General features: G+C 58.1%; 16 protein-coding genes. 11 read left to right on the top strand and 5 right to left on the bottom strand.

The window, feature by feature from the left end:
- The first annotated feature begins 47 nt into the window (after positions 1-47).
- On the top strand, positions 48-1,526 hold the full coding sequence (gene tnpC / locus IVA93_RS38030) for an IS66 family transposase (RefSeq protein ID WP_247790093.1): 1,479 nt from the start codon (positions 48-50) through the stop codon (positions 1,524-1,526).
- Positions 1,527-2,550: 1,024 nt separating this feature from the next.
- Positions 2,551-3,411, top strand: a complete 861-nt coding sequence (locus IVA93_RS38025) for a hypothetical protein (RefSeq protein WP_247790068.1) — start codon at positions 2,551-2,553, stop codon at positions 3,409-3,411.
- Between the two features lie 388 nt (positions 3,412-3,799).
- On the opposite strand, the gene IVA93_RS38020 is transcribed toward IVA93_RS38025, so the two are convergent.
- Positions 3,800-4,861 (bottom strand): PDDEXK family nuclease, encoded by a 1,062-nt coding sequence (locus tag IVA93_RS38020; protein WP_247790067.1) that lies wholly within the window; start codon positions 4,859-4,861, stop codon positions 3,800-3,802.
- A gap of 365 nt (positions 4,862-5,226) precedes the next feature.
- Here IVA93_RS38020 and IVA93_RS38015 point away from each other — a divergent pair, with 365 nt between their 5' ends.
- The 6 genes from IVA93_RS38015 (at position 5,227) to tnpC (IVA93_RS37990) (ending at position 9,282) form a co-directional block, all read left to right on the top strand.
- Positions 5,227-5,526 carry a hypothetical protein gene (locus IVA93_RS38015; protein WP_247790066.1) on the top strand — a complete coding sequence of 100 codons (300 nt, stop codon included), beginning with the start codon at positions 5,227-5,229 and terminating at the stop codon, positions 5,524-5,526.
- 20 nt (positions 5,527-5,546) lie between these two features.
- Entirely contained in the window at positions 5,547-5,711 is a 165-nt protein-coding gene (locus IVA93_RS38010; protein ID WP_247790065.1) for a hypothetical protein, read from the top strand.
- 252 nt (positions 5,712-5,963) lie between these two features.
- Positions 5,964-6,704, top strand: coding sequence for a hypothetical protein (locus IVA93_RS38005; RefSeq protein WP_247790064.1), 741 nt, complete (start codon positions 5,964-5,966; stop codon positions 6,702-6,704).
- Positions 6,705-6,850: 146 nt separating this feature from the next.
- Positions 6,851-7,273 carry an IS66-like element accessory protein TnpA gene (gene tnpA, locus IVA93_RS38000; RefSeq protein WP_247483179.1) on the top strand — a complete coding sequence of 141 codons (423 nt, stop codon included), beginning with the start codon at positions 6,851-6,853 and terminating at the stop codon, positions 7,271-7,273.
- Positions 7,270-7,575, top strand: coding sequence for an IS66 family insertion sequence element accessory protein TnpB (gene tnpB / locus IVA93_RS37995; protein WP_247790063.1), 306 nt, complete (start codon positions 7,270-7,272; stop codon positions 7,573-7,575). Before tnpA ends, tnpB begins: the two co-directional genes overlap by 4 nt.
- A gap of 117 nt (positions 7,576-7,692) precedes the next feature.
- Complete coding sequence (tnpC, locus tag IVA93_RS37990) at positions 7,693-9,282, top strand: IS66 family transposase (protein WP_247369577.1); 1,590 nt, start codon at positions 7,693-7,695, stop codon at positions 9,280-9,282.
- Between the two features lie 1,043 nt (positions 9,283-10,325).
- Here tnpC (IVA93_RS37990) and IVA93_RS37985 read toward each other — a convergent pair.
- Positions 10,326-11,309: a hypothetical protein gene (locus tag IVA93_RS37985; RefSeq protein ID WP_247790062.1), complete on the bottom strand. Its 984-nt coding sequence runs from the start codon at positions 11,307-11,309 to the stop codon at positions 10,326-10,328.
- Positions 11,310-11,625: 316 nt separating this feature from the next.
- Here IVA93_RS37985 and IVA93_RS37980 point away from each other — a divergent pair, with 316 nt between their 5' ends.
- Positions 11,626-12,345, top strand: a complete 720-nt coding sequence (locus IVA93_RS37980) for a PHP domain-containing protein (RefSeq protein ID WP_247790061.1) — start codon at positions 11,626-11,628, stop codon at positions 12,343-12,345.
- 126 nt (positions 12,346-12,471) lie between these two features.
- Here the strand turns inward: IVA93_RS37980 and istB are convergent, their stop codons facing one another.
- The 3 genes from istB to IVA93_RS37965 all read right to left on the bottom strand — a co-directional run bounded on the left by istB (position 12,472) and on the right by IVA93_RS37965 (position 15,357).
- Positions 12,472-13,233 (bottom strand): IS21-like element helper ATPase IstB, encoded by a 762-nt coding sequence (gene istB / locus IVA93_RS37975; protein WP_247365695.1) that lies wholly within the window; start codon positions 13,231-13,233, stop codon positions 12,472-12,474.
- A gap of 15 nt (positions 13,234-13,248) precedes the next feature.
- Positions 13,249-14,787: an IS21 family transposase gene (gene istA / locus IVA93_RS37970; RefSeq protein WP_247789951.1), complete on the bottom strand. Its 1,539-nt coding sequence runs from the start codon at positions 14,785-14,787 to the stop codon at positions 13,249-13,251.
- Between the two features lie 240 nt (positions 14,788-15,027).
- Positions 15,028-15,357, bottom strand: coding sequence for a hypothetical protein (locus IVA93_RS37965; RefSeq protein WP_247790060.1), 330 nt, complete (start codon positions 15,355-15,357; stop codon positions 15,028-15,030).
- A gap of 391 nt (positions 15,358-15,748) precedes the next feature.
- On the opposite strand from IVA93_RS37965, the gene IVA93_RS37960 reads away from it, so the two are divergent.
- Positions 15,749-16,453, top strand: a complete 705-nt coding sequence (locus IVA93_RS37960; protein ID WP_247790059.1) for a hypothetical protein — start codon at positions 15,749-15,751, stop codon at positions 16,451-16,453.
- Positions 16,446-17,570, top strand: a complete 1,125-nt coding sequence (locus tag IVA93_RS37955; protein ID WP_247790058.1) for a hypothetical protein — start codon at positions 16,446-16,448, stop codon at positions 17,568-17,570. The genes IVA93_RS37960 and IVA93_RS37955 overlap by 8 nt, the downstream gene beginning before the upstream one ends.
- Positions 17,571-17,638 lie beyond the last annotated feature (68 nt).

Below are 17,638 nucleotides of genomic sequence, written 5' to 3'. Positions count from 1 at the left end.
TGGCTGTGAGCGACGTCCTGCCTGACGATCCGGAGACGCTGAAAGCGATGCTGCTCGCCGAGCGGTGCGAGAGCGAGCGGCTGCGTCAGATCATCAAGGAATTGCAGCGGCATCGGTTTGGCCGACGGGCAGAGACGCTGCCTGAAGACCAGATGCTGCTGGGCCTGGAAGACGTCGAGCAAGTCGCAGCGTACGGCGAGACGGCACAGGACATCATTGCACCTGAAGGCCGTGATGCGCGAGCTCGCAAGCGCCGGGGCAACCGTGGCGCCTTGCCGGCGCACCTGCCGCGGATCGAGGTCATCGTCGACATCGAGGACAGGACCTGTCCCTGCTGCCAAGGCGAGTTACATCGGGTCGGCGAGGATAGAAGCGAGCGGCTGGACCTGGTCCCGGCGCAGTTCCGGATCCTCGTGACCCGGCGGCCCAAATACGCCTGCCGGGTTTGCGAGGATGGCGTCATGCAGGCGCCAGCTCCGGCTCGGCTGATCGAGGGCGGACTGCCAACGGAAGCAACCGTCGCACAGGTTCTGGTGTCAAAATATGCCGATCACCTGCCGCTCTATCGGCAAGCGCAGATCTATGCCCGCCAGGGCATTGAGCTCGATCGTTCAACGTTGGCGGACTGGGTGGGGCAGGCAGCCTTCCATCTGCGTCCGTTGCATGAGCGCCTCCTAGGCAAGCTTAAGCAACGGCCAAAGCTGTTCGCCGACGAGACGACGATGCCGGTGCTCGATCCCGGCCGTGGGCGCACCAAGACCGGTCAGCTCTGGACCTATGCTGCGGACGACCGGCCGTGGGGCGGCGCAGATCCGCCCGGCGTCGCCTATGTCTATGCCCCCGATCGCAAAGCCGATCGACCGATCGCTCATCTGGCAGGCTTCAAGGGGATTCTGCAGGTCGACGGCTATGCCGGCTATGGCAAGCTCGCCGAGCGTGGCGATGTTCGGCTCGCATTCTGCTGGTCGCACATGCGGCGTAACTTCTACGAGCTTGCCACACCCGGTCCGGCGCCCATTGCGAGCGAGGCGCTCAAGCAAATCGCCGAGCTCTATGCCGTCGAGAAGGGCATCCGTGGCCGCAGCGCCGAGGGGCGCCGTCTCGTTCGGCAACAGAAAAGCCGACCGCTGGCGGAAGCGTTCGAACGGTGGCTCCGCGCCAAGCTTGCGCTGATCAGTCAAAAGGGCAAATTGGCAGACGCAATCCGCTATGCGCTCTCACGCTGGGAGGGCCTGACGCGCTTCATCGATGATGGCCGTATCGAGCTCGACAACAACGCCGTCGAGCGCTCGATCCGTCCGATCGCACTCAACCGGAAAAATGCACTGTTCGCTGGCTCCGACGGCGGCGCCGAGCACTGGGCCATCATCGCATCCCTGGTAGAAACTTGTAAGCTGAACGACGTCGATCCCCTTGCCTTCCTGACTGACGCGCTCACCAGGATCGTCAACGGTCACCCAAACAGCGAAATCGATCAGCTGCTTCCCTGGGCCTATCGCGCGCAATCCCTCAAAGCCGTGGCCTGAGAACGACGCTTACCACTCAAATACGAGCTACGCAGAAGCTGCGTAACGTGACCAGTTAAGTGGGAACGCAGGCATGACCGGTAATGCCGAAAGGGTAACCTGTTGAAATATCGGGATTCCGCCTTCCGGCATTCGGCGTTCCCACATTTTTTGGGCTTGAGCTAACCCTATGACATGATGGAGATTACTGCCCGACTAGAATCTACCCCCTAAAGGGGGGAAGTGCGCTGGGCACGCACTTCCCTTCTCGGAGGATCGAGCAATCGATACAGCCTCACAATAGGCCGCGAGGCGATCGAGACACGATGCAGCAACTCCGATGCCCCTCGTCAAAATAACGCGCCAGCAAGCCCCCCTGTGGCAGCAAACGGCCTCCTACAGTGCCTGCTCCAAAACCTCCTACGGGCGCTCTGTCTCAATTCGATCAGTCTAACATGAGGCATCTAGGTCCAACGAACCTACAACTGCGCGCGCTGAATACAGAAGCGCCATCTTCACTGCGTGCCGGTCCTGCGTTACACTCAACAAGAGGTGCCCAATCTACCATATTTTCATCGACGACAATTATCACTACCAGGACGAATCCGAACGCGTCACCCATGGCGCGTTCGAGAACGCCCAAGATGCGGTGGCTGCCTGTCGCAAGGTCGTCGATGAATGGCTTGCCAGTGCATTCAAGCCCGGCATGACCGCAGAGGAGCTGTGGCAGTCTTACATCCATTTTGGGGACGATCCCTTCATTGTGCCCATCGATCCCAAAGCCGCACCAGCTACCGACTTCGATGCTTGGGAGCATGCTCGGCAGCGGTGCGAGGAATTAGCCAAATAGTTCATTCTTCGATAGGCTACTGCGTAATGGCGGGGGCTCAGATGAACGATCATCAGACAGACGATCCATCAAATCGTTTTCAAGTCGAAGCGATCAATCCAAGAGTTCCGCATCGATTTCTTTCTCGAAGAGGAGTTTCTTGTCGATCCCGCCTTCGGCCGTGCATTCCTAAGCGCCTGCCGGTCGCACGACAGGTTGGAATCCGTCGAGGCGGTTTATCATCAGCCCGCCGACAAGCATTGCATCGCCGACCTGATCGTTATTGCCAAGGTAGTCGGGCCGGGTAGCGACCCTGCACGGTTGGCGTTGCTCATCGAAAACAAGATCACCGCCGCCGCTCAACCGCAGCAAGCCGAACGGTATCGGAAGCGAGGCGCGACCGGCGTTAGTCAGGGTCTGTGGGACAGATATCTGACCGTGCTCGTTGCCCCCGCGTCTTATATCGCCGCAGGGCACGGATACGACAACGCAGTTACACTCGAAGCCATTAGGAAATGGATACCCACTTCTGACCAGAAGCGAAGAGCGATCAAACACGCTATCCTTGATGCGGCTATCGCCAAAAAGAACGCCACCGGCATACAGATTGTCGATCCGGTAATGACGAACTTTCGAAGGCTTTACTTCGAATATGTTCAAGACTTCAACCGGCGAACCGGTTCAGACTTTTTAATGAGTCCGCCGCGTCCTGCCTGGTTTGACGATACTTGGTTCAAATTCCGCGAACCCTCCATGCCATTGCTTGCAGAGTTTCGGCATTTAAGTCGGACGGGCAATATCGGCTTGGATTTGAAAGGCGTTCAACTGGGTTCACTGGGTTTATTACAACCGTTGCTGGAAGACGGCATGTATCTGGAGCCGGTCGGGAGGAAGAAACAGAACGCTTCGATCAAAAAGATGGTTGGTGCTATTCGATCATTTGAAGACTTTGAAGCTGAGAAAGACAAAGTGGAAGCCGCACTCGTTTTCGCTCAGCGCATCACCCGCATCTGGATTGAGAATCGTCCTGCTTTTGACGAGGTACTATCGGGCGCCGCTTCTGAGTTGCCGATATGATGACATTCCGGCATGCACTGCGGTAAAATGCCTACTGGTCCGCTCATTGGTTGAAGAGGCTAAACATGGCAAGATCAAAACTTGGCCCGATTCCCGATGATCATTTCGAAAATGATCCTTCGCCAACTGCACAGAACCAAACGCCGCTATCGCAAGACACGCTTGAATGGCTAGCGGCGTTGAAACAAAAGTCTGAGGCGGCCGCTAAATCCCGAAAGCCGTAACCCTTCAGCGCTCGCCGGAAATGCGATGGGCTTCAGGCGCGCGCTCTACGCTAATCAATAATGCTGCGCGCCGACAAGCTTACGCGCGTTATCGCGAAAAGCCGTGGTGGACGGGTCCATTGAGCAGTCTCGGCGCCTCGGCGGGTCACGTGGTGATCCCGGTTTCACGAAGTAGGCGAGAAATCTATTCTAAATCCCGGATAGGTATCCTTCAGCAAATTCATAGCTCTGTGCCAATTCTTACCGCCCCACATCTTAGAGAACGCGTATGTCTTGCCATTCGATTGGAACAGTTCTTCGGACTCACAGAACCACCTGCGAGCGTCAAAAGTCGGCCCGCCTTCGGCCTCTTTCTGCTTTGCAAGCCGCTCAAACTCAGGACCATCAACCATACCATCAACGAAGTACCAAGCGTTATTCCTCCAGGTAAACAGAGCTCCGATTTCGGAAGGGGCAACGCCGCTTTCGCACAAGCGCTTGCAAACTAAGTAGAGCGCGTTTCGCTTCCAAATAGATTTGTGGAGTTCATCATTTATACGAACGTCAAATCTGGTGAAATCAACGCCGCTCGTTTTTACGGCTCGGTCCTGCTTAGCTTTCTCGCGAACCTGAATCTGGTATGTAGCGGCTTCAGGTAATGGAATGATCTGCTGCACGTCAACTAAGACGCGATTGTCAAGTCGGTAGGGCTTTAGCCGCACACACTGAATGTCGATTCCATGATCAATAAGCCACAAAACAGATGTGGTTAGCTCCTTCGAGAACTCCGCCGACGCAAGAACAATGCGCACATCTTGGGCGAACAGCGTTTCATTCGACTCTTCCCAATCAAGGAAGTCGAGGATCAACTCCTTTGGGTCCTCCGTCTCTCTGCCTATTCTCTTGAGGTAGCGCCCAAATACGTTGGCCGCTTGATCGAGCGTCATGGTAGACACCATTGAAGCGTACCGAATGCATTGTAGCTCCATATAGCCACCGTCTTCTGTGCGCTTCAGTTCAATAGCAACAAGATTTGCTTCTTTATCGATTCCCAACAAGTCGATCCGTCGCTTGGCGTCTTCCCATTCGTCAAACTCCTCAGAGATTACGAGAGTGTCCGGCGAAATTACCTCTACATGGTCGCGAAGCAGTCGCTGCAAGTCGCGTCGCTCCTGAATTCCTGCTAAGTTGAAGTTTGTTTCTTCAACGGCGACAATCTCATTTGGTCTTAATTCATAGATTGGCATCGCGCATCTTCGCTTTGACGAAACTGTGGTTCGATACAACTATCTTGTCGTGACCGGCCCGTCTAGCTGAGCTTGGAGCGGCGCTCGCGGCGTCCGGACGTTGAGCGCAGGATGTGGTGGCGGGCCTCGGCCCGTCACGATCAACAAGTAAATGCCTTTCCGTTGGTAATTGCGATCGGCCGGGCTTCTTGGAACGAAGCGCGGCGATGGGAATGCGCTAAAAAAAGCTAGTATGTGTTCCCTCATGAGCTGGAAGCCACCACCCCCGGTCGGAAGACCGGCGGCGGTTACTAGTCCGTTGGTCATTGCCTTCAATTGCGCGTTAAAATTCAGCCTTGAATCGTCACGCATAGGAGGGGTGCTTCATGGCGCGCTTTTGGGAAGTTCTTACTTTGATTGGCTTCTTGTTGATGTCCGGCGAGTTGGTCATTCAAGATAAAGCTAAGCTCAACAATCGATGGCATGGGATTATGACTGGCGTCATGAGTCGCTTTCCCTTCAACCGGGTTGGCGGACCGTGGCGACGTTGGGCAAGGGATAACTCGCTTACGACCGTGTTTATGGCGGTTGGTTTATCTGGTTGCCCCTTGTCTTCGGATACCTCTGGAATAGTGCCCTTCAAGATCTTCGCTGGGAGAATGCAACCGCCGTTGACCTTGTGCTGATCATAGCGGTGTTTGTCATCTTGACCAACGCGCTGTTCGCGTTCTTCGCACTTCAGGGCATCGCTCTTCTCATCTTTCACTTTTCCGAGCGAGCGCTGAACACGGGTAACGCGACATATTTTGGCCTACAGTTAGGGGCCTACATAACCGTCGTGGCTCAGATCAAGAAAGCGGTCTTCCCCTGACATCACCTTAGATTGCAATAAGCAACCGGTCTTCCTCCCAAGAGGAGAGGACATCTGAAGCCGTTCTATCTACTTTAAGGTGTGGCCAATGATCACTATCGCTTAGAAGTTTATTAGCGCCGCTTGCTGTCTATTGCCGACACCCCTGACAAGCCCAACAATGAAGCGGGGTATTGTCATGAATGCATTTGCAAACTGTGCTTCTCCGCAAGCTGCGTCCTCTTAGGCGCATGTGGCGCCGTCGTTCCAGAAATGAACGAATTCTACGAAAGACCGGAGCAACAGCGGCACAACGAACGACGCATCATCGGCCAGATTCAGTGTGAGTTGAGAGAGGGCGTCCGCAGTGCGATCAAGGCACAACGTAATAAGCTTGGTGGCCCAAATGTTGATTGGCTGTTCGACTGGGGAGCCAAGGTCAACCTCAACATCGTCGCAGACGAGAAGGGAAGCTTGCTGCCAGGCGCGTCCCTCACCCAAATGTACGGACTGAATAAATTCACATTCGGAGGAGGATTCGACCTGTCGTCCAATGCGACACGCGACGAAACTGTCGAATTTACTTACGCTTTTGCGGAACTGTTAGCTCAGAAAGAAGAGTCGTGCACGCCCGAAGACGCCATTCTCATCAAGAGCAATCTAAAGATTGGCGATTTTATCAATAACAAGGCTGACTTAGCCGGCGCGCCAGGCGTAGCAAGATTGCCGTTCAGCGTCTTTAGCTGGAAGGTCAGCTTTATAGTCGTCTACGGCGCAAGTGCCACTCCAACGTTCGAATTCATAGATGTGACCGCAGGCACGGGCAGTCCCTTTCTAAACGTGTCTCGTACAAAAACACATACAGCAACGATCACGATTGCGCCGCTCGAACGGCCGTCGCGTTACCGACAGCGCGCCATAGTCCGTCTGAGCGACGAAGGAGAAAGCATTCACGCGGCCGCCGTATTCGGGCAGGCAACCGCCAACGCCATCCGTAGCCAGCAACGAAGATAAGGAACGCGCAATGAGTGATCCAGCCATTCCACAAAGTGTCGAAGAAGCGGAAAAGCTCGGTCTAAAGTAAGCGCGAAGCCGATACCCTTGCTTCAGAATTCGAATGAACGTGCGAAAGAAGCCTCCGGCTTGGACGGAGGTTTCGGATGGGATTGGACAGCAAAAAGGACGTCCATTTGGACGGCTCAACGAGGGGATCGGTGAGCCGGCTGGAGGTTCTTGAAGGACCATCGGGGCGCCGCGTACGTTCGGAAGCTGAGAGAGCTCGGATCGTCGCCGAGAGTCTGTTACCCGGTGCCCAGGTGTCCGAGGTGGCGCGCAAGCACGGAGCGACGCGCTGGCAAATCTACGATTGGCGGCGGCGGTTTCGACAGCGAGGCATGTTGTCGCCGCGCGAGGTATCGCAGCCGACATTCGCGCCGCTAGTCGTGGAAGGTGCGTTGGAGGAGCGTCAGGTTCCGGCGATCAAGCTTGAGATCGCGATCGGCGATGTCGTGCTGCGGACGGACACAGCCATAGATGGCGAGCAGCTGTCCCGTGTGATCCGCGCGATGCGAGCGTCACGATGATCGCGGCCGGTGCCGATCTGAAGATTTACATCGCGACGCGGCCGATCGACTTCCGCTGTGGCCACGATGGGCTTGCGGCGAAGGTGCAGGAGATGCTTCGTCTCGACCCGTTCAGCGGCGCAGCCTTCGTGTTCCGATCGAAACGAGCGGACCGGATCAAGATTTTGGTCTGGGATCGAACGGGTCTGGTGTTGGTGCACAAGCGTCTTGAAGGTTGCAAGTTCGTTTGGCCAACGATCGCAGACGGCGTGATACGGATATCGCCGGCGATGTTCGCAGCCCTGTTCGAGGGGCTGGATTGAAGGTTGGTCCGCCCGGAAGAAGCGCGGCGTCCCCAGGCGGCTGGATAACTGCGGCAGAATGACTCGGAAGCTATTTTGAATGTGGCACGCGCGGCGGCGATGTGCTCGAAATAGCGCATGAGCATCGCGGCGCTGCGCGACGAAAATGAACAATTGAAAGCGCTTTTGGCGCAAACGCAGGCGGCCTTGAGCGAACATCAGGCGGCGCTGGCGACGTCGGAAGAGGCGCGGCGTCGGTTGGAGGTCATTCTCGGCGAATTGCGACGCGAGAAGTTCGGCGCGACGTCCGAGAAGCTGCGGCCAGATCAGTATCACTTGCCGCTGGAAGACGTGGAGATCGCGCAAGGCATCCTGGACGCGGCGCAGGAGAGAGCCGAGGCTGTGATCAAGGGCCGATCGCGGAGCGCGCCGGATCAAGGTTCTCATCGCAACCGCGGCTGCCTGCCTGCCCATTTGCCGCGGGTGGAACGGATCATCGAGCCTGCGAGTACGCTTTGCCCGTGCGGTTGCGGCGCCATGACGAAGATCGGCGAGGACGTCAGCCAGCGCCTCGACGTGATCCCGGCGCAATGGCGCGTGCTGATCACACGCCGCCCAAAATACATCTGTCGCCGCTGCTCCGGCCCCGTCGTGCAGGCGCACGCACCGGAGCACGTCGTGCCCGGCGGGCTGCCGACCGAAGCGGCCATCGCGCATGTGATCGTCTCCAAATTTGGCGACCATACGCCATTTTACCGTCAGGCCGAGATCTATGCGCGCCAGGGCATCCGGCTTGATCGGGCGACACTGGGCAACTGGTCCGGCCGCGCCTGCTTCCATCTTCAGCCCATCGCGGAACACATGCGCCACCACCTGGCCATGGCGGATCGGCTGTTCATGGACGAGACCAAGGCGCCGGTACTCGATCCGGGGCGCGGCCAAACGAAGAAAGGCTACTTCTGGGCGATTGCCTCAGACGACCGCGGCCACAGCGGCCCAAGTCCGCCGATCGTGCTGTTCCGATATGCCCCCAGTCGCAGCGGTGCCTTCGCTGAGCAGTTCCTAGATGGCTTTGGCGGACGCTTCCTGCAATGCGATGCCTATGACGGTTATGATCGACTGACCGAAGTCGCTCGACTGCAAGGGCCTTGGACGCTCGTGCATTGCTGGAGCCACTTGCGCCGACGCTTCGTCAAATTGGCCCGCAATAGCAAATCGCCGATCGCCGAGGCCGCCATTCGGCACATCGCACAGCTTTACGCCATCGAAGCCATGGTGCGCGGTGCATCGCCGGACATCCGGCTCGCCGCACGAAAGGAGCATTCGTTGGCTCTCGTCGCCGCTTTGAAAATGTGGTTCGAGAAGCAGCTGTCGATGATCTCCAGCGGTTCGACGCTCGCCGAGGACATCCGCTACGCGCTCAATCACTGGCAAGGTCTGACCCGCTTCCTCGAAGACGGGCGCCTCGAGCTCGACACCAACCCTGTCGAGAACGCCATCCGGCCAGTCTGCCTGACCAGAAAAAATGCGCTCTTCGCCGGTCATGAGGTCGGAGCCGAAAACTGGGCCTTGCTCGCCTCGATCGTCGCCACCTGCAAGCTCAACGACGTCAACCCGGCCGCCTACATCGCCGAAACACTCGAGACGATCATCGACGGCCATCCCCATAGCCGCATCGAAGACCTCATGCCGTGGCGATTCCGCAAAACGTCAAGCCAGCCTCAATAGGGTTGCGGCTAAGCGCTTACGGTCTAAAGCGCGCTTCTGCCGAAGAGATTGCTACTCGCAGGGGTACAGACTTCCCAATGGATTTGCTCGGCAACACTCATCGACGAAATCGCGATCCTCGGATTGTAGATTGTGCGGGCGATGATACGAACGGCAAACCCTGCCAGATCGGCGCCTGTATCAACGGCGTCCGACTAATATATTATTGCAGAGGACATGTTTGCGACGATTTAGCCTACGCTCAAGAGTGCTGACCAAGATTTTGCCAATCAGCCGTAGAGGCTCGGTGATGAGCGCGCGTTTTTCGTCTTCTATCACAAGCCATTGCTTTCGCTCAATCTAGATCCTTTGTCGCGATCCGCAGGCAGGGAAGGCACCGATACGCATACACGGCCGGAAGACTTACGATGCCAGGAAGCATCACAAGAAAATCCATCGGCTTCCTGCATTTCTCACCAGAATCGGCTCATTCTCTTTTGCATCTCGCGAGTCTTCCACGCCCCACTGGCTGGATGGCAGAGTGCAGTTCGAGCGCGCAAATTACATACGGGTACTGGTACAGAGTAATGACTGTCGTCGGGGAAGCTAATAAACCGTGAGGGTGTGGCTCGCGTCGAAGCGGCTTAGGCTTCCGAGTACCCCGGAGTAGGCTCGGGTCGCTTTGTTATGGGGTTAGTTTTTGGCTCCCGGCTTTGAGGGGCTGGCCTGCAGCGTCACAACAGCACCGTGGTTGTGAGGCACACAAGCGCCGACGTCACTCAGCAACGGCTTGGCGCTTTCGAATAGTCGCCGCACCGCTCGATGTTCATCCGGTGCCTACGCCCCATCTGGGAGGTCTTAGTGAGAGGGGTACGGGGGGACTTGAATCCCTACAGCCTTAAGGGCTTCGACCGGCCCATAGGAACATTTACACGTCCGCAAAATGGGAGAAGCGCACCTCCGGACGCATGGTCTGGCCCAAAAGCTCAGGCAGGTAATCGGATGGACGGCCACGCTTTGACACGCCTTATTGTACACGCAGCATTGGGAAAGCTGGCAACAGCTCAATAGATGGCCAGCCCATCTTCCGTGAGGTGAACGCCATGCGTCGCTGCCAACAACAGGATCAGTTCGCCTATTCCATTGAACTCTTCGAAGCTCTTCCACTCTCCGTAATTGCTCCAAATACCCTCAAGGATCTCGTCCAGCTCGATGAGGTACCGCGCAAGCCAATTGCCGGACTGCACGAACTCCTTGAACTTCGGCGCGCGGTCTACATCGCCATCCAACCCATTCAGGTGGCCAATCAGATACGAGGTGAATGTGAGAAAGCGGCCGTACTCCCCTGTTACGGCTCTGAAGCACTTCCAACCGTCACCATCTTCTCGGAACGCATCCATCGCGACATCAACGCGCTCGTCGAGGCCATCAAGTGCGGCGAAGAAGGTCTCTTCGAATTGGACGACCTGTTCAGGATAGAATGAAGCGCTCAACCTCGTCGCGGCATACTCACACCAGCTATCCCAACCCAAGCTAAACTTGATGCGGGCCAGCTCACTACCAAAGTCATAAGGGCGCTGCAGGAGACCCGGTATGGCGACATCGAATGCCGTGCGGTCGTGGACGTGGCCGCATTCGTGCGCAAGCTGGTAGTACACTTGCGAAAAATACTCGCCCTCCGGATCCATAAGATGGCTTAGAATACCAGCGTTGAATGCTAAGTAGGTTTTCAACACCCCGTCGCGGAATACGCCGGGTGCCATTGCGACACCGTGCGCGATCTCCGTTGAAGGCGTCAGGACGTGTTGGGTTTCATACCCGCGGTCGATCTCAGTCAGGGCCTTGGCGTAGTCGAACGCCATGGTCACGCCAGCCAGATCCTCCAAATTCAACCGACTGCCGATGTACCTGATGTAGGTTGCTGTCTTATCGGCCAGGGCCTTCGCCGTCTGTTCGTCAGCGAAACCCTTCAACTCAAATGGGATGTTTGCCGGCGCCGTCGACGTGGCCAGCAATTCCTCGATTGTTTGTTCTGGAGCATCGCTCACGGTGCAGCCCTAACGAATCAATGCCTTCAACCATATGAAACCTGCTCCTAGCCGTCCCGGCTCTAATCTCACCCATCCCCGATTTTCGAAAGCATTGCGCAACACTGAAAAATACTTCCATCCAAAGTTGAGCTTGCGCTTGCCCCGTATACCCGTCACCAGTAGTTCTTTTATAGAGCAAATTTCAGTCGAGATACCCCCAATGCCGCACCCAAAAGGCCGCCATCCAGGGACGGTCTGGCACCGGACTGACCTTCAATGCCACACCCCGCGGGACCGGAATTGGATGGGTATGTCCGTCCTGCCTGGAGGTACCTTGGAGCATGAGCAAGCCCGCAAGGACTGGGCGGCTAATTTCGTGGCTGCTTGCGTTGCGAAAGGCATTTCGGTCGTCGGGATAACCGACCACCATGACGCCGCCTTTGTCCCCTATATTCAGGAGGCGGCGGAGTCGAGCGAAACGTCGGTCCTCGTCTATCCGGGCGTAGAGATCACCTGCGCCGACGATGCCCAGGCCCTCGTTATCGTAGACCCAAGCCAGATCGATCTTCTCAAGAAGCTCCTGTTAATGCTGCCGGGTGTGATGCCTGCGCATGACCACGATGAGAGCACCTGTGAGATCCAGCCCACAAATTGGACCGTGGCGGAGCTGCACGCGGCGGTCAGCGAAGACCCGCTGCTGCAGGAAGCTTGTCTGTTCTTCCCCCATTTCGGCAACGAGGGCGAGCACAAGACGCTCAACAAGGCCGGGCACCAGACCCGCTTCGCCGGCCTCCTGACGGACGGTGTATATACAGAAACCCCGTACGACCAGCTTGCCCCCGAGGCGCTCGATAAAGCCTTCGGCAAGATAGAGGAATGGGGTGATCGGCGCCGGGCTATCCTGGTTACTGGCGACAGCAGGTCCGAGACCTTCGAGCGGCTTGGCCACCATAAGTGCTGGATCAAGCTCGGCGAGAACTCTCTGGAAGCCCTTCGACAGGCACTTCTCGCCGACGAGGCTCGCATTGCCTACCGTGACAGCAGAGTAGACTAGATAAAGCGCAGCGCTGCGAGCTTTGGGGTGCGCATTTCGCTGATGGTGAGCGGCGATTTCAGGCGATCGTGAGCAGCTGTTTCGCGCGATGGTGAGCAGCGGCTTTGACCGACATGGGTGATTGGTTCAGGGGTTTGAGTTGGCGTCAAGAGTTTGATTGCGGGCGTTCTGCTTTCGCATGCTTTCTCCGGAGAGTTGCAGACGGTGAGCGTTGTGAACGAGGCGATCCAGGATGGCGTCGCCGAGGGTTGGGTCGCCGATAACGTCGTGCCAATGTTCAACAGGGACCTGACTGGTGACGATGGTGGAGGCGCGACCGTGGCGATCATCGAGGATCTCCAGAAGGTCGCGCCGTTCGGGCGGATTTAGAACTGACAGGCCCCAATCATCGAGGATCAGAAGTTGAACGCGGCCGATGGTTTTGAGCAGCCGGCCATATCGGCCGTCGCCGCGAGCCAGGGCGAGCGCCTCGAACAGGCGCGGGACGCGGTGATACTGGACCGAACGATTGTCGCGGCAGGCCTTGTGGCCGAGGGCGCAGGCAATCCAGCTTTTGCCGAGCCCGGTTGCCCCTGTGATGAGCAGGTTCTCGTTGCGGTCGATCCAGTCGCCGCCGACGAGTCTGGCGAAGACGCTGCGGTCGATGCCGCGTGGCGTGCGCAAATCGACGTCTTCCACGCATGCGCTCTGGCGTAGCGCGGCGAACTTGAGACGGGTCGTGACACGTTTGGTGTCGCGCTCGGCGGCTTCGCGATCGACGAGAAGCCCGATGCGCTCCTCGAACGGCAGGGCGTCGAGGTCCGGTGATCGTCGCTGCTCCTCGAAGGCTTTGGCCATTCCGGTCAAGCCAAGCGTGATCAGCCGTTCATGGGTGGGGTGTGTCAGCATTGGAGTCTCCCTGGTTCAGTGGAAATAGCCCTGACCGCGGATGTTGCCGTGGCGCAGGGGCTGGTGGTCGGACGTCTCGTCGAGGAAAGCGCGATCGAGGCCGCTCTTGAGGATCGAACGGATCGAGGCGACGGAGCGAGCCTTGATCAGGATGCCGCGTCGGCAGGCGGCATCGACGCGCGCATGGTCGTAGCTCCTGGCCAGCGACAGAATACCGAGGCAGGTGCGAAAGCCTTGCTCGGGGTGCGGCCGGGCTTCGATGACGACCTGGAAGAACGCCGCCGTCGATGGACCGATCTTCTCGCCGGCGGCGATCAGCCCTCCCGGTGTCCATTTGCCGTAGCGGCGGTGGGCGCTGGGCATATGATCGGCAATCGTGGTGTGGCCGCGCCGGTTGGGCGCACGGGCGTGGCTGGCGATCCTCTGTCCCTTGTGGAAGACCTCGACGGTCTTGTCGGCGATACGGACATCGACGAGTTCACGGATCAGGCGGTAAGGGGTGGAATACCAATGGCCGTCGATCTCGACGTGATAATCTGGGGCGACACGGCAACGCTTCCAGCGCGCAAAGACGTAGGGCTGGTCCGGCAGTTCTCTCAACCTGGGGCGATCAATCTCGGCGAACAGTTCGGTCCGGCTGGAGCCGAAGCCGCGCATCTGGCGGGCGTTGAGTTCGACGACGAGCCCGCGGATGGCGGTATTGAGCTCCGCCAGGGAAAAGAAGCGCTGGTTGCGCAGGCGGGCCAGGATCCAGCGCTGGGCGATCTGGACTGCGACCTCAACCTTGGCCTTGTCCTTTGGTCGCCTCGGCCGGGCCGCCAGGATCGCGGTGCCGTAATGGCCGGCCATCTCAGCATAGGTGCGGTTGATCCCGGGATCGTAGCGATCGGGGTTGGTCACGGCGGCCTTGAGATTATCGCAGACCACGAACTTCGGCACGCCGCCGAGATACCTGAACAGGCTGGCATGCACGCCGATCCAGTCGGACAGGCTCTCGCTTGGGCAGGCCTCGGCATAGGTGTAGTTCGAGGCCCCCATCGCCGCGACGAACAGCTTCATGGCGCGCACTTCGCCGGTGATGGGATCGAAGATATCGATGGTGTCGCCGGCGAAATCGACGAATACCTTCTCCCCACCGGCGTGGGTCTGACGCATGCTTGGCCGGGCCCGCTGCTTCCAGGCCTCGAACGTCGTGCAAAACCAGGTATAGCCAAAGCCGTCCGGATTGGCGGCGCGATACTCTTCCCACAACAGCAGGCGCGTCACGCTGCGGCGGCGCAGCTCCTTCTCGACATAAGCCCAATCCGGTGTCGGGCGCCGGTCGCTTTGCGAGGCTGCCGTCGGCGCCGGAAACAGCAGCAGTTCAAGGTTCTCGTCGTCCAGGCCCTCCGGCAGCGGCCAGGTCAGCCCCGCAAGGCGGGCGCGACGCACATAACCGTGTACGACCCCATTGCTCACTCCCAACGTCCGCGCGATGACGCGCTCGGTCAGGCCCTGGTGCCTCAAACGTAGAACTTCTCGGATCCGGCGCATCGACAATCTCTCGGTAGGCATCAGGCTTCCTCATTGGTTGAATGAGAAATCCGTAGCCCGGTTGAGTTGTCGGTCGAAGCGTCCGGCACCGCCAAACGTTGCTCACGATCGCCTGAAATCGCTGCTCACGATCCTCTGAAATCGTTGCTCACGATGCGCTGAAATCCGTGCTCACGATCCCGCGAAACGCGCACTTTGGGGTTTGGAACGGCCACTCCCGCTTTCGCTGGCTTCTCATCATCTACGGCATCCCGGGCGCCATCACCTTAGAGGATGTCCGGTCTTTCGAAAGGCTTGAGAAATGATGGACGTTGGTGATGTCTGGTCGCTGTCGTCGCAGCGGACCAGCTCACGCAGCGGCCCGCGCTTCATCCGACCGTATGCGATCTTCGCTTGGGCAAAGACTGGCGCTACCCACCAGAACTGACGACCGGGCTTGCCGAGGAACAGCGCCTGCTCGAACAGCCAGGCCATGCACGAGACGGTCTTACCGCTCTTGGTGCTGCCCTCAATCCACGAGTAACGGGCGTCATTGAAGAAGGCAGCCTGCTGCTTCGGGTAAAGCTTCGGGCGGGCGTAGACGTGCTCCAATCACCCATTGTCGATCTTCCGGGTGAATGTGTGCTGGATCGGCGCGTCGCCGCCCTCCCAGCTTATCCGGCACCTTCCCCCAGCCACGCTCCACGATGAACTGCGCCCAGGCCTTACCGCTATGAAGACGGCGTCGATCGCCTTCTTGTCCTCGCCGCACTGAGCGCGAATGACGTTGGCGATGGGCTCGGGGAGCTGGGCCTCACCGTCCAGCAGGGCACGGACGCGGGCTTCCAAGTTGGGAATGCCGGGCGGCCTACCCTCTGGATTACCCGAAACTCCAGGTTGAAAAGGCTTACCGACCGGCATACCGTCCGGTCGCTTCTTCGCCGCTACTTTTCCGCTGTCCACCCCCTGATTATGCACACACGCGCCGCTGGGTTGGCAAGACATGCCGCTGTTCCTCAAAACCGACTGTCCCCCAGACATGCCCGACAACCTCTTGTCGCTCACCAATCAGGCGATCGAACGCTTACAGGCGAAGTTACTCGATCACGTTGTGATACGAGATGCGCCAAAGGGGCTGTACGCGCCAGCCTTGGCGCAGTGTTTTATTCAAGCCCACTTGCGCCGCATGCTTATGTTTGTCGAGGGAGGCTACGCAGAGTTTCGCGCTGGGCGCCCTCTGATGACTGAGATGGCGACCAGGGCGATATATGAAAACATCGCTGTCTTTTGTGATTATTCGACCAAGCTTCAGGCTCTCTGCGAAGCTGGGGACTACGCTGGATTGTCCGACCTTACGAACAAGTACACTTTTGCCACTCGATTTCCTCCCTTGTTGGAGAGCGGCGGCTCCAATTCGAAGGCGACCCAGATTCTCAATCAAATCGATAAGATGGATAAGAGGGTGGAGACCTACAGAGAGGCGTATGAACACCTATCCGACATTGTTCATCCCAACGGCCTCGGAGCGGTCATCTACTTCGGTAAGCACGACGACAAGGTCATGACGTTTCACCCGCAAGGCGCGATGCCTGAGAGGGCGATGCAGGCGTTAACTACCGCCGCCACCTTGCTTCTCACCGTTTACAGCGAACTGGACGCGATGGAAAAGAGTCTCGACGCCCTCACCGAGTCGAGCGAGCTTGGCTGACATGGCGAGGACAGGCCGGCGCGTTCAACAATGGCAGCCCATGTTCGCGTTGCCGAACATCAGGCTCGACGAAGCCATAGAAGTGGATGGGTTCGCCCTCGCCCCGGTCACCGACGACCGCGTTCAGGAGATGGCTCGAAATGAACGCTTCCGCAGCTTCCTTGGACGGTTCACAACGGAATTCGGCGTCCCAGTAGAACCGGCCATCATTATTTGGCGAAACGACAAGCCCGACACCTACCGGACCATTGCGGCTATCTCTGGCTTCCGCGACGCCATTGCAATGTGTGTCATCCCGATGGCTTGGGCGCTTACCCTTCGCTATCAGCGCAACATGGGGCCACTGTACGGAGACTACTTGTCCTTCTATCCGTGGATGATCGACAATCAGAACGACCATCTCATTACACGCACGCCGCTTATGTTCGGCATCCATGAGGTCAAAAAGCTCAGGGCTGTCACGACACCCGCGGTATCACCGCAAACCATCTCCGCGCGCGAGCTGGATACGCCGTTGTTGAAAGAGTTGTTGGCGCGATGGGAGCGTTGCTTTGCGACCGACTCGCCGAGCGAAGAAGATGAACGGCTGTTTCGCTCCCTGAATATGTCCCACGCTGCTTCTCTCATGCCGGCGGGTGTGGACAACAAGCTTTATGACGTTCTGCGCTCGGTTGCTCTTTGGGCCTCCGCGTTTGAAATATTGCGGCCTTCACGACGCGAGGCCTACCGCCAGATATATGACCTATTGGAGGGCATCACTTGGAATCTGACTGACTGCAATCAGGATCTCTACACGGTTTTTGGAGACCCCCAGGGCACGTTGCGTAAGTTACCAGTCTGGATTTACGGTGAGATCACGCGCCTCCGCAACGACACCTTGCACGGAAATCCGCTTAGACCCGAACGCCTGATTGTGCCGCCCGGGAAGCAATCGATGGTGATGTACGCTTCCCCGCTCTATCGGATGGTCCTCGCAGCCATACTTAACCTCACTTACACTCCCGAGCCGCCCCGGGAGGAGCAGACACAGTACGAGGCATACATTCGCGAAAGATTTGAGTTTGGTCGCTTCCAGAGGGATATCGAGCCTGCGTTGGCTACTATGCTCTATACGTAAGCGCGATTTTCTCCGCACGATGACGCCCGCGCTTTTGACGGATGGCCTTCGTATCGAGGGCGGCATCT

Source organism: Bradyrhizobium sp. 155 (genome assembly GCF_023101105.1).
Taxonomy (GTDB): domain Bacteria; phylum Pseudomonadota; class Alphaproteobacteria; order Rhizobiales; family Xanthobacteraceae; genus Bradyrhizobium; species Bradyrhizobium canariense_D.
Note: the sequence above shows the minus strand (reverse complement) of the source record. Positions and strands in the feature narration are given on the sequence as shown.